Source organism: Amycolatopsis sp. NPDC000009 (genome assembly GCF_055563465.1).
The window spans coordinates 281,973-293,648 of record NZ_JBVHDI010000008.1 but is presented as its reverse complement, the minus strand read 5'-3'; the positions used below and the strand labels follow the sequence as shown (position 1 = coordinate 293,648).

The window sequence follows — 11,676 nt, the reverse complement described above, 5'->3', positions numbered from 1 at the left end:
CGATCAGCCCCTGTCGCGGCCCGCCAGGGCCGAAAGGTCGAGCTTGCCGTCGAGGAACCGGCCGACCAGCAGGCCGAGGACGGCGAGCACGAGCACGACGAGGAAGGCGCCGAAGCCGCCGAACGCGCCGGCCACGCCGAGCACGAGACCGGTCAACAGGCCGAGATGGGTGGCGTTCATGAACGTTCTCCTTGCTGTCGGGCGCGAACCGGCGCCGATGGTCACTGGACGCGGGTGGATTCGGTGTTTTCGTCGGTGTCGTCGTCGCCCGGGATGTACACGTCGGACACGTTGATGTTGACCTCGACGACCTCGAGCCCGGTCATCTGCTCGACGGCGCCGATCACGTTGCGGCGCACCGATTTGGCGAGATCCGCGATCGCGACGCCGTATTCGACGACGATCTGCAGATCGACCGCGGCCTGGCGCTCGCCGACCTCGACGGAGACACCCTGCCCGGCGGACGCGGTGGCGCCCGGGATGCGCTCGCGCAGCGCGTTGAACGCCCGGACGGCGCCGCCGCCCAGCGCGTGGACGCCGGTGATCTCGCGGGTCGCGAGGCCCGCGACCTTCTGCACGACGGTGTCGGCGATCGTGGTCACGCCCTGGGTGGAGACGAGCGCGCTGTTCTCGGCCGGGGCGGCGGAGTTCGAGTTCGGCTTGGCGGTGGTGGCGGTGTTCGTCATCGCGATCTCCTGAAGTTCGGATTCCGTTGCCTGCGGTGGAAGTTCCTTCGCTTCCACACTCCATAGACCCAGCCGCGCGAAGATCGTCACGACACGATCGTGTGGTCTGGGTCTCACTGATCGCGGGTATGTCTTTCGGCCTAGTCCCCGCGGCCGACGACGGCGGCCTCTTTCAGCCTGTCGAGGGTCGTGCGCGCGGAGGGCGACGGGGTTGGATCGTCCTGTGTCCCGAAGGCAGGAGTCCCGAGTGAGCTGGAAGTGCGTGATGCTGGCGATCGCGCTGGTCGCCGCGGGTACCGGATGTACCACGTCGCAAGGAAGCCCGGCACCGGTGACCAAAGTGGACGAACCGGTGCACGAGGCGGCGCTGGCGCCGTTCTACCGGCAGACGCTGGACTGGCGGCCCTGCGACGCCCTCCAGTGCGCGAAGCTGACCGTGCCCGTGGACTACCGGCGGCCCGACGGACCGAAGTTCACCCTGCCGGTGATCAAGGCCGTGGCGAGCCGGCCGGGGGAGCGGCTCGGCACGCTCGTCGCCGGTGCGGGCGGCCCCGGGCAATCCGGGATCGCCATGGTGAAGGACATCGCGGACACGTGGCCCGCCGCGGTCCGGGCACGGTTCGACCTGGTCGGCTTCGATCCGCGGGGGATCGGCGGCAGCGAACCGCGGCTCCGCTGCGACACCGAGGGCGAACCCGCTTCGAAGGCTCCCGGCGGCCTGCCGCTGATCGGTGCCGAGGTGCCGAAGGCCCGGCAATACGCCGAGGCGTGCCTGAAGAACACCGGGGAGAACGTGCTGCGGCATCTGGGCACCGACGACGTCGTCAGCGACCTCGACGTCCTGCGGGTGGTCACCGGCCAGGAGAAACTGAACTACCTCGGCTACTCCTACGGCACGCGGATCGGGCAGTTGTACGCCGACCGGTTCCCGAAGAAGATCCGTGCCATGGTGCTCGACGGCGTCGACAACACCTACCTCGACTGGCGGGCCGACACCGTCGAGCAGGCGAAGGGGGTGGAAGACACCCTGCTGACCTACGCGAAGCAGTGCGCGGCCAGGACGGGCAAGCCGTGCCCTGGCCAGGATGAGACCGAAATACTCGCCACTGTGGACCGGGTACTAGCCAAAGCGGACAAAGCGGGCGAAGGAGACGCTCTTCGCGGGGAGATCTCCGCGAAGCTCACTTTCCCGGCCGACTGGGCGGAGCTGTCCGGGATCATCCTCGGCGCCGATGCTCCGTCCGACGACTCGTCGGACGAACCCGCCGACGAACCGGAGGCCTCGACCGACACGACCGACGCGCTCACCGTCGTCAACTGTCTCGACCGTGCCCATCCCACCGAGCTGGCCGCCTACGAGGACGCCGCGCGAGAGCTCCGCCGCGTTTCCCGGCTTTCGTCCGGCACGGAGGCGCTCGGCTGCGCCTTCCTTCCCGCCGGAGCGGCTCCGTCCCGGACGATCCGGGCGGACGGCGCGCCGCCCATCCTGCTCGTCGGGACCACGAAGGACGCCGCGACGCCGTATGGCTGGGCGCGCCGGCTGCCGGAAAGCCTCAAGTCCGCGGTGCTCCTGTCCAATGAGGACGTAGGACACGCCGTCTACGGCGGAGGATCGTCCTGTGTGGACGATGCCGTCAGCCGGTATCTGGTCGACCTGGCGCTTCCCGCCGCCCCGGCCCGCTGCGCCACCGGACCCGTGTGATGCTGGGCGGGTGAAGATGGCCGACCGGCGGCTCGGCGCCGTTCTCGGGGAGGTGCTCCTCGCCGGATTCGTCGCGGGCGTGACGATCTTCCTCGCCGACCTGCTGCCCGCGTGGGGCTGGCCGGAGGTGTTCTCCCCCTCGGCGCCCGTGCTGACCGCGGTGATCGCCTGCGCCGTCGTGCTGATGCTGCTGCGCCGCCGGTTCACGGTGTCCGCACTGCTGGCCGCGACGGTGCTGTTCGGGCTGTACCCCGCGACTGGCGTCGCGCTCGCGGTCGTCGCGCACACGGCGGGGACCCGGGGGCGGAGGTGGCCGCTGTTCGGCCTCGCGGCACTGCTTCCGGCCGCGGTCGTGCTGCTCACCCAGCCCGCCTTCCGCTGGCAGTACGTCCTCGTGGTGATCGCCGTTTCGACGGTCTCCTGTCTCGTCCTGCCCGCGCTGGCGGGCGCGATGCAGGCGCAGCAGGCCAGGCTGGTGGTGGCGTTGCGGGATCGCGCCCGGCTGGAGGAACGTTCGCGGCTCGCCGAGGAGATGCACGATCAGCTGGGGCACCGGCTCAGCCTCATCACGATGTTCTCCGGCGCGCTGGAGGTCGCCGCCGAGGACAAGGATCCCGAGTTGCGGCAGGCTGCCGGGCATGTCCGGTCGACGGCCAAGCTCGCGCTCGAAGAACTGCGGGAGTCCCTCGGCATCCTGCGGCCGGGCGGGGAACCGGCCGAACCCGCCGAAGCCACCGAGGCCGCCGGTACGAAAGCGGACATCGCGGACTTGGTGGCGGCGTCGCGCGACGCCGGCCTCGACGTGGCGTTCGACTGGCGTGGGGCCGACATCGACGGCGTCCGGCCCTCGGTCCGCCGGGCCGTGCACCGCGTGGTGCGGGAAGCGCTGACCAACGTGCACAAGCACGCCGCCGCGGCGTCCGTCACCGTCGGCGTCGACCACGGTCCCGACCTGGTGAAGGTCGCGGTGCGCAACAGCGCCGAGCAGGCCCCGGCGGAGCGGCTCCCCGGCACCGGACGCGGGCTGACCGGCCTGCGCGAACGGGTCCGTCTCCTCGGCGGCGTGTTCACGGCCGGGCCGGATCCGGAAGGCGGTTTCGCCGTCACGGCCGGCCTGCCGCTGCGGGCGGACGCACCGATCGCCGAAGCGACGGCCGAGGAGCGGCCGAGCCGGATCCAGTCCGGTCTGCTGCTCACGACCGGTCTGGCCGCTGTCGCCGCGTTGCTGCTGACCACGCTGGCCTTCGTGCCGCCGCTGACGCCCGCCGACGAAGAGGATCCGCTCGCCAGTGTCAGGATCGGGATGACACCGCAAGAGGTCGAGGAGTGGTTCGGCCCGAACGAACCGTCGGCGCAGGTCGCCGCGCAGGGGCACGAGCCGCCGATACCCGAGGACACCTACTGCCTCTACACGGCGGCCGCCGATCCGCCCGACGCGGAAACCGCCGCCATCTTCCGGTTCTGCTACGGCGACGACGGGCTGGTGGAGAAGACCTGGTTCGAGGTACCCGTACCGAAAGAGGAGCAATGATCCGGGTTCTGCTCGCCGACGACGAACCGCTGCTCCGCGCCGGCGCGCGGCTCCTGCTGAACCAGGCGGGCGACATCGACGTCGTGGCCGAGGCCTCGGACGGCGCGGAGGCGATCGACGCCGTCCGGCGGATCACCGTGGACGTCGCGCTGATGGACATCAGGATGCCCAGGATGGACGGGCTCGCCGCGGTGGAGGAGATCGCCCGCGACGTGCGGGTCATCATGCTCACGACGTTCGGTGACGAGGCCTACGTGGCCCGCGCCCTGCGCGCGGGAGCGGCCGGGTTCCTGCTCAAGGACACCGATCCGGTGCAGCTCATCCAGGCCGTGCGGTCCGCGGCCGACGGCGAGGCGGTGCTGTCACCCCGGATCGCGAAGCAGGTCATCGACCGGTTCCGCGACGCCGACGCGGCCGACGCCGACAGGGCCGCGCGTGCCAGACGGAGGATCGAGGCGCTGACCGCCAGGGAGCTCGACGTCCTGGTGCGGGTCGGGCGTGGGCTGGGCAACGCGGAGATCGCCGAGGACCTGCGGCTGTCGAACGGCACGGTGAAGATCCACGTCAGCCGCATCCTCGCCAAGCTGGCCTGCGCGAACCGTGTCCAGGCCGCGATCCTCGCGCACGACGCGGGCATCCTGCGCGACTGAACGGACCTCTGGTCTTCGCATGGTTTCTCTGTTAGGAAAGGTTCCTAACTAATAGGAGGCGATGTGCGCGGACGTGGTCTGGCGGCGGCGACGGTGCTGGTGGTCCTGTGCGGTGGCTCGGCCGCCGTCGCGGACACGACGACGGCGGGGTCCGGGGCGCGCTCGGCGCGCAACATCATCTACATCCAGGGCGATGGCCTCGGCCTGGGTCAGCGAGACCTGCTCCGCTTGGCGCTCAAGGGCAAGAACGGCAAGCTGGCGATGGACGGGCTCGCGGCCACCGGCCTCGTGCGGACGTCCTCGGACGACCCCGACGAGATCGTCACCGACTCGGCCGCCGCGGCCACCGCCCTCGCGACCGGGCACAAGACGCGGAACGGCGCCGTCGGGGTGGACGCCCACGGGCGCCCGCTGGAGACGATCCTCGAACGGGCGAAACGGGCGGGGAAGTCGACCGGTCTGGTCACCACCGCGCAGGTGACGGGCGCGTCGCCGGCGGCCTTCGCGGCACACGTGTCCAGCCGGGACTCGCAGAGCGACATCGCGAAGCAGTACATCGAGAACAGCCGGCCCGACGTCCTGCTCGGCGGCGGCGAGGACTGGTGGTACCCGAAGGGGAATCCCGGGCTCTGGCCGGACAAGCCGGGGGAGGAGAGCCGCAGCCCCTACGGCAACCTGGTCGAACGCGCGCAGCGAACGGGCTACACCTACGTGCGAGACGGCGACGAGTTGCGGACCACGCGCGCGAACCGGATCCTCGGTCTGTTCGCGAACGAGGACATGGTCGACTACGGCCCGGACGGTGTCGGGAAGTACGCGCCGCGGGTGCCGCTCCAGCAGATGGCGCGCAAGGCGCTGGACATCCTCGCCAAGAACCCGCGCGGTTTCTTTCTGTTCCTGGAGGAAGAGGGAACCGACGGGATGTCGCACGAGAACAACGCGCACGGCGTGATCGACGCGGGCCGCGCGCTCGACGCCACCGTCGCCGAGGTCATGCGGTTCGTCCGCACGCATCCCGGCACGCTGGTGATCATCGGCGGCGACCACGAGACCGGCGGGCTGGCCATCGAGAACTACGACGCCTCCGATACCGACCCTGATCAGGACGGGCCGTTCGACGTCCCGGGTTCGAAGCTCAAGTTCACCGTCGACTGGACGACCCACGACCACACCGGCTCCGACACCCCGGTCACCGCCGAAGGCCCCGGCGCCACCCGATTGGGTGGCACGGCCGAGAACACCGACGTCCACTGGGTGATGCGGGCGGCAAGCGGCCTCTGAACCGGAAAAGGCCACCTCCGGCGACGGAGGTGGCCTTTTCCGGGCGTGGAGGTCAGCCGATGCTTTCGACGACCGCCTCGGCGACCGCCTTCATCGTGGTCCGGCGGTCCATCGCGGTGCGCTGTATCCAGCGGAAAGCGTCCGGCTCGGTGAGCCCCTGACGGCTCATCAGCAGCCCCTTGGCGCGGTCGATGACCTTACGCGTCTCGAGCCGGTCCGTGAGGCCCGCGACCTCGGACTCGAGGGCCTGGAGCTCGGCGAACCGGCTCACGGCCAGCTCGATGGCGGGCACCAGGTCGCGTTTGGCGAACGGCTTGACCAGGTACGCCATCGTGCCCGCGTCCCTGGCCCGCTCGACGAGGTCGCGCTGACTGAACGCGGTCAGGATGACGACCGGCGCGATCCGGTCGCCGGTGATCTTGGAGGCGGCCTCGATCCCGTCGAGCTTGGGCATCTTGACGTCGAGAATCACCAGGTCGGGCTTCAACTCGGTGGCCAGGTTGATGGCCTGCTCGCCGTCCCCGGCCTCACCGACCACCTCGTAACCCTCTTCACGGAGCATCTCGACGAGATCCAGCCGGATGAGGGCCTCGTCTTCGGCCACGAGCACCCGCCGCTGGGGTGCGGCGACGGCACCATTGGCCTCGGCAGCCTGCTCGGTCACCGGGGTCCTCCTGAAGGTCGTCGGGCAGTTCGGTCCGCGGTCTGTCCGCGAACCTGAAGCCTACCGGGAACGATCCAGACGGCTAGATGGCGTTCACCACGTCAGACGGGCATCACACCCCGGGCCCGGCGGAAGGCGCGCACCCGTGATCCCGTAAAGTTCACCGGGCACCGCCCCCGTAGCCCAACTGGCAGAGGCAACGGATTCAAAACCCGTCCAGTGTGAGTTCGAATCTCACCGGGGGCACGCGGAACGACCAGCCAAAACCGGCCCCTCACCAGGGAAAACCAGGTGAGGGGCCGGTGTCGTGTTGTCCGGCTGAAACCGATGTCCTACGGGTGGCCACCCCCAATACGCCCCCAAGTTTCGCGGCACGCGGCATAAGGCGGCGTCACTGGTCCTCATCCATGCTCTCCGTCCAGCCCAGGGCTTGCTCGATCCGTTGATGTGCGGCGGATTCCAGTCCGGCGATCACCTTGGCGTAGATCTGGTGCAGTACCGCCACGGAGTGCCCGGCCCATTCGGCGCACTGGGTTCGGAACGCCGCCCGTCGCGTTGTCCCAGACCCTCGCAATCGTCGACTCGGCGAGATCTGCACCGACCGAAACAGTCGTCCGTGCCCCGCCACGCCCTGCTTCGCCAGGTGCGTGTGGAGGATCGCGCTGAGCGGCGGGGGTGATGGCACGGTGCGAACCTCGCCTCTACCGCGTTGCTGGAGCTGCCTACGGTCACGCCGGCCACCAGAATCGGCCCACGCGGCACCGGCGATCGGTGCCGTCTCGGACAGGAGCAGTTCGCCCCATCCACGCTCTGGCAATTGGAGATCCTGTTTGGACAGCATGGCGGCCTCTTCCGGCCGAAGCGCCGCGTAGTACATGACCGCGAAGAAGTACGTCGGCCTGAACGAATGGGGCATCGGCTTGATGGCGGCGCTCGCGATGCTGATCGGGTCGGCGCTCGCTGGTCCGGTCGCGTCCGGGTCTCAAGCTTGACGGTCGTCGACCGCTCCAGGAGTGATCAGCCCGGTCTCGTAGGCGATCGTGACCAGCTGAGCCCGGTCCCTGGCGCCGAGTTTGCCGAGCAGCCGCCCCACGTGGGTGCGTGCCGTGGCAGGGCTCATGAACAAGCTCTGCGCGATCTCCGCGTTCGACTGCCCGGTACCAACCTTCGCGAGTACTTCGCGTTCCCGGTCGGTGAGCACCTCGAGCCTGCCTGCCGAGCGCAGGCTGGGTGCCGCCGCCGCGGCCTGCATCACGCGTTTGGTCACGGCGGGCGAGAGCAATGCTTCGCCGCGGGCCACGATCCGCACCGCGTCACGCAGATCTTCGGGGCTGGTGTCCTTCAGCAGGAACCCGGCCGCGCCGGCGCGTACCGCGTCGAGGATGTGCTGGTCCGTGTCGAACGTGGTGAGCACGATGACCTGCACGTGCCGCAGGTCCGCGTCGGCGACGATGCGGCGGGTCGCCTCGATGCCGTCACCGCCGGGCATCCGGATGTCCATCAACACCACGTCGGGTCGGTCCCTGGTGACAAGGTCGACCGCCGAATCCGCGTCGGCGGCGTCACTGGCGACGGTGATGTCGTCGGCGCGCTCCAACAATGCGCGGAGCCCTTCACGGACCAGAGGTTGGTCGTCGACGATCAGCACCCGGATCATGACGGCGTCCGTGCGGGAATGCGGGCTTCGACGACGAACCCTTTCCCACCACGCGACCGCGCGTCCAGTTCGCCGCCGAGCAGGGTCAGCCGCTCCCGCATGCCGGCGATGCCCCAGCCTGCCCTCGGGGCGTCGGCGGGAGCCCCACGGCCGTTGTCCATGATCCGAATCACCAGGGTGTCCTCGCTGTAGTCCAGTTCGATCAGCACGGTAGTGGCGTCGGCATGCCGCAGCACATTGCTGAGTGATTCCTGGACGACGCGGTACGCGGTGGCGTCCGCGATCGCGGACAGGGGCACCGGCCAACCGAGCGTGCGGACTTGGGCGTCGAGTCCGGCCGCGGTGGCGGTTGCGACGAGGGTATCGAGCCGGTCGAGGCCCGGAATGGGGGCGTCGTCGGCGCTCTCGGGCTGACGCAATGCGTGGAGCGTGGCCCGCAACTCCTGGTTGACATCCCGGCACGCCGTGCGGACCGCGGCCAGCGAACGGTCCGCGGTCTCGGGATCGTCCCGCAGTGACTCTCGCGCGACATCGCTGTGAAGGGAGATCACGGACACCGTATGAGCGAGAAGGTCGTGCAGTTCTCTCGCGATCCGCAAGCGTTCCTGCTCGACGCGTCGAGCTGCTTCGCGCTCTCGTTCGAGTTCGGCGCTGCGGGCTTGTTTGACGAGTTCGGCGCGCCAGCCGCGGCGTGACCGGACGCTGTCTCCCAGCGCGACGACCGCGGCCATCAGCGCGGCGGAGGTGGGTACCTCCAGGCCGAGCACGTAACTCAGGTCGTCCCCCTGGCCGATCCGCACGGCCGTGGAGATCACCAGCAAAGCCGCGGCTGTGCCGACGGCCCAGTACAGCCGGCCGTACTCGGCTGCCGAGAAAAGCGCCGCGGCCACCGGGACGGCGAGGCCGATCGGGGGGTAGGACAATGCGTAGTAGGCGAGTAGGGCGGCCGCCGTGATGGCCAGGGTCGCCACTGGCCAGCGTCGGCGTACCAGCATGAGTGCGCCGAACAGGGCTCCGAACGCATAGGCCGGCGGTCCAGGAGCGGACGGACCGCCGAAGTTCGCGGTGATGGCGGTGCCGACCGCGACCAGGACGAGCATGCCGAGCCCGGTGTCGATCGCGAGTTGCCGCCGGTCACCGGCGGTAGACGGGGTGTGGATCGCGCTCCTCCTGACCGGTTGACTACCTGTGACGGAATGCCGGGACTGCCTTGACCAGTAGCCAGGCCGCGGCGCCGGTCCCCGCACCCATCAACGCCCCGGTGAACAGGTTGCTACCGAAGGCAAAGATCCGCAGCACCACAGCCTCGCCCGCAGGCGACAACGCTTCACCGAGGTTGCCCCCCAGCCGGGGCGGGACACCTGCGAACGCCTCTGTCCACAGGATCTGGTGAGTGATGCCGAGCAGGATGCCGTAGAACAGGCCCACCACGAAGAGGGATACAAAGGGGTTGGGCACCCGTTTCCACAGCACGTACGCGACCCAGATCGCAAGGGGCAGGAACACCAGCAGACCGTTGACCAGAGGGCTGACCAGGGAGAGATCGTGGCCGATCACCCTCGGAACACCGAGGGCGGCGAGCCCGACGAGCAGCGGGAACGGGATGCCGGTCGACCGTTGTGACTTTTCGTTCATGCCGGGCTCCCGGCGAGCGAGCGGTCACGGTGGGCGCGCAGAAGCCCGACGAACGCCAAGGTCGCGGTCACCGCGCTCATGCCGAGCCGAAACCAATGGCCCGTTTCGAATTCGACGGCGGCCTGTCGTAAAACGTCTGCCGTGTGCACGGCAATTCCCTGGTCGAACATTATCGTGTTGCGCGGCCAGAAATACATCATCGAAAACAGCCATTCGCCGATCACCAGCGTGCCGAGGCTCGCCGCGACCCACCACCTGGCCCGCCTGATCCGCCACAGCGTCACTACGGCCGCCACCGCCGCGGCCGCGGTGGCCAGGCCCAACGGCGGGAAGAAGTCCGCCGGCCCGGTGACCGCGAAGAACTTTACCGACTCGGTTAGTGAGGCGGGAACGTCGTGAAAGACGTTCGGGTAGATGACGAGGGTTTCGACGGCGATGCCACCGAAAGCGACCATGGCGATCCATACGTACGCTGCCGAAATCGTAAAACGAGTCGAGCCCATTCTTGCCGTATCTCCGTTCAAAGTAAGTGTGGGGCTCCATTGAAGTTACGGTCCGGTTCGGGATTTCACATCCGCTTACGCGCTCATAGCGCCTACGCATCTCGACGTACCTACTGGCACCTGTGAGTACGTCCCGCTGGAACCCTATTGACTCGTCCTGATGGGTCACTGCTGCCTTGTCCTGGCGGGATGCTCGACGACGTCGCCCTTCGCCGCGTCCCTGACCACGGCAGTGCCGGAGGTGAGGAGCAGCACCGAACAGGCTGCGATCGATGCCCTGGAGAACGTCCACGCCGCATTGACCAATAACGTCGACCGCGCGGCGAAGATCCCGGCCGAGGTCCTGGCGGCGATCTTCCAAGCCGTCGTGCTTCGCGACGACGACGCCGAACCCGCTGACACCGCGCCGGTGACACGCAAATGACACGCGACAGAGCCAGACTTCCTCGACTCGGCCACACGTCTTGAATCGAACCGGAGCAGGGAAGCGGGTCATGGCACTTCGGAGTACGGAACGGCATGAATCGGTGCGGCCATGTGGTGGCGTGGAACGCCAGCCTCAAAGGACTGAGCCGTGGTGAGGCCGCCAGTGCTGTTCCTGCACGGTGTCTTCGGCAGACCCGCGCTGTTCCAGCCATGGGTGCGGTTCTTCGAGGACGCCGGATTCACAGGATGAGCTGACCCTGCGCGGCGAATCGGCGAAACGCACCGTGCCCGGAGACCCCGTCCTGCTGGAACGACTGATCGCCAACCTGGTGCACAACGCGATCAAGGACAACCACCCGGGCGGCTGGGTCGAGGTCGTCGTCGGCGACGAGCCCGCACTGAGCGTGCGCAATTCCGGCGAACGCGTGCCGACCGAGTCGGTCGACTCGCTGTTCCAGCCGTTCCGCCGCCTGATAGCCGACCGCACGAACCATCGCGACGGTGCCGGGCTCGGACTGTCCATAGTGCACTCGATCGCCGCTGCGCATCATGGCCGGGTGTCCGCCGTTCCCGGCGAGGACGGCGGTCTGCGGGTCGACGTGGTCCCTGCCCTGGCCCGGATACCTGGTTCAGGATTCGGGGTACGCATACAAATCCTCGCCGGTCTCGACGCTGAACTTGCCCCGGCGACATATGTGCGCAGCAGCTCTCGTGACCCGGCAGGCAGGTGGGGCCTCCCTTGAGGGGACCTCGATGGCCAGCCCCAGAAAGACCCTTGCCTCGGGTCATGCACCGCCAGACGTTTTCCCCACGGAGCCACAGCGCTGGGACGAAGGTCGGCTCATCCACAGGCAAGATATGTCGCAACCACGTCGCCCAACGCAACCACTCGACTGCGACCCGTCAAGCCCGTGGGCGAGCCCGGCCGGTCGCCGCAGCCG

13 protein-coding genes, 1 tRNA gene and 1 pseudogene are annotated in these 11,676 nt (G+C 68.9%); 7 read left to right on the top strand and 8 right to left on the bottom strand.

Annotated elements, in window-relative coordinates:
• Positions 1–3: 3 nt before the first annotated feature.
• Both ACZ3HL_RS23275 and ACZ3HL_RS23270 read right to left on the bottom strand, forming a co-directional pair.
• Positions 4–180 (bottom strand): hypothetical protein, encoded by a 177-nt coding sequence (locus ACZ3HL_RS23275; protein WP_005154991.1) that lies wholly within the window; start codon positions 178–180, stop codon positions 4–6.
• 41 nt (positions 181–221) lie between these two features.
• The gene (locus ACZ3HL_RS23270) at positions 222–686 is read right to left on the bottom strand and encodes an Asp23/Gls24 family envelope stress response protein (protein ID WP_465412554.1); all 465 of its coding nucleotides are present in this window, start codon (positions 684–686) and stop codon (positions 222–224) included.
• 247 nt (positions 687–933) lie between these two features.
• On the opposite strand from ACZ3HL_RS23270, the gene ACZ3HL_RS23265 reads away from it, so the two are divergent.
• The 4 genes from ACZ3HL_RS23265 to ACZ3HL_RS23250 all read left to right on the top strand — a co-directional run bounded on the left by ACZ3HL_RS23265 (position 934) and on the right by ACZ3HL_RS23250 (position 5,850).
• Positions 934–2,388 carry an alpha/beta hydrolase gene (locus tag ACZ3HL_RS23265; RefSeq protein WP_465533592.1) on the top strand — a complete coding sequence of 485 codons (1,455 nt, stop codon included), beginning with the start codon at positions 934–936 and terminating at the stop codon, positions 2,386–2,388.
• Between the two features lie 16 nt (positions 2,389–2,404).
• Positions 2,405–3,919, top strand: coding sequence for a sensor histidine kinase (locus tag ACZ3HL_RS23260; protein WP_465533674.1), 1,515 nt, complete (start codon positions 2,405–2,407; stop codon positions 3,917–3,919).
• Positions 3,916–4,569 carry a response regulator gene (locus ACZ3HL_RS23255; RefSeq protein WP_465533590.1) on the top strand — a complete coding sequence of 218 codons (654 nt, stop codon included), beginning with the start codon at positions 3,916–3,918 and terminating at the stop codon, positions 4,567–4,569. The genes ACZ3HL_RS23260 and ACZ3HL_RS23255 overlap by 4 nt, the downstream gene beginning before the upstream one ends.
• Positions 4,570–4,632: 63 nt before the next feature.
• Positions 4,633–5,850 (top strand): alkaline phosphatase, encoded by a 1,218-nt coding sequence (locus ACZ3HL_RS23250; protein ID WP_465533588.1) that lies wholly within the window; start codon positions 4,633–4,635, stop codon positions 5,848–5,850.
• 52 nt (positions 5,851–5,902) lie between these two features.
• On the opposite strand, the gene ACZ3HL_RS23245 is transcribed toward ACZ3HL_RS23250, so the two are convergent.
• Positions 5,903–6,514: an ANTAR domain-containing response regulator gene (locus ACZ3HL_RS23245; RefSeq protein ID WP_005157321.1), complete on the bottom strand. Its 612-nt coding sequence runs from the start codon at positions 6,512–6,514 to the stop codon at positions 5,903–5,905.
• Between the two features lie 172 nt (positions 6,515–6,686).
• Here ACZ3HL_RS23245 and ACZ3HL_RS23240 point away from each other — a divergent pair.
• Positions 6,687–6,760 (top strand) — tRNA-Leu (locus ACZ3HL_RS23240).
• A gap of 145 nt (positions 6,761–6,905) precedes the next feature.
• Here ACZ3HL_RS23240 and ACZ3HL_RS23235 read toward each other — a convergent pair.
• The 5 genes and pseudogenes from ACZ3HL_RS23235 to ACZ3HL_RS23215 form a co-directional block, all read right to left on the bottom strand.
• A pseudogene (locus tag ACZ3HL_RS23235) lies at positions 6,906–7,403 on the bottom strand (tyrosine-type recombinase/integrase); the annotation flags it as partial.
• Positions 7,404–7,496: 93 nt separating this feature from the next.
• Entirely contained in the window at positions 7,497–8,171 is a 675-nt protein-coding gene (locus ACZ3HL_RS23230) for a response regulator (RefSeq protein ID WP_465412558.1), read from the bottom strand.
• Complete coding sequence (locus tag ACZ3HL_RS23225; RefSeq protein WP_465533586.1) at positions 8,168–9,418, bottom strand: sensor histidine kinase; 1,251 nt, start codon at positions 9,416–9,418, stop codon at positions 8,168–8,170. The genes ACZ3HL_RS23230 and ACZ3HL_RS23225 overlap by 4 nt, the downstream gene beginning before the upstream one ends.
• Complete coding sequence (locus tag ACZ3HL_RS23220) at positions 9,354–9,806, bottom strand: hypothetical protein (RefSeq protein WP_465533584.1); 453 nt, start codon at positions 9,804–9,806, stop codon at positions 9,354–9,356. Before ACZ3HL_RS23220 ends, ACZ3HL_RS23225 begins: the two co-directional genes overlap by 65 nt.
• On the bottom strand, positions 9,803–10,309 hold the full coding sequence (locus ACZ3HL_RS23215; protein WP_465533582.1) for a DUF1772 domain-containing protein: 507 nt from the start codon (positions 10,307–10,309) through the stop codon (positions 9,803–9,805). Before ACZ3HL_RS23215 ends, ACZ3HL_RS23220 begins: the two co-directional genes overlap by 4 nt.
• A gap of 241 nt (positions 10,310–10,550) precedes the next feature.
• Between ACZ3HL_RS23215 and ACZ3HL_RS23210 the strand changes: the two genes are divergently transcribed.
• Positions 10,551–10,733, top strand: a complete 183-nt coding sequence (locus tag ACZ3HL_RS23210; protein ID WP_465533580.1) for a hypothetical protein — start codon at positions 10,551–10,553, stop codon at positions 10,731–10,733.
• Between the two features lie 286 nt (positions 10,734–11,019).
• Positions 11,020–11,478 (top strand): sensor histidine kinase, encoded by a 459-nt coding sequence (locus ACZ3HL_RS23205; protein ID WP_465533578.1) that lies wholly within the window; start codon positions 11,020–11,022, stop codon positions 11,476–11,478.
• The last annotated feature ends 198 nt before the right edge of the window (positions 11,479–11,676 follow it).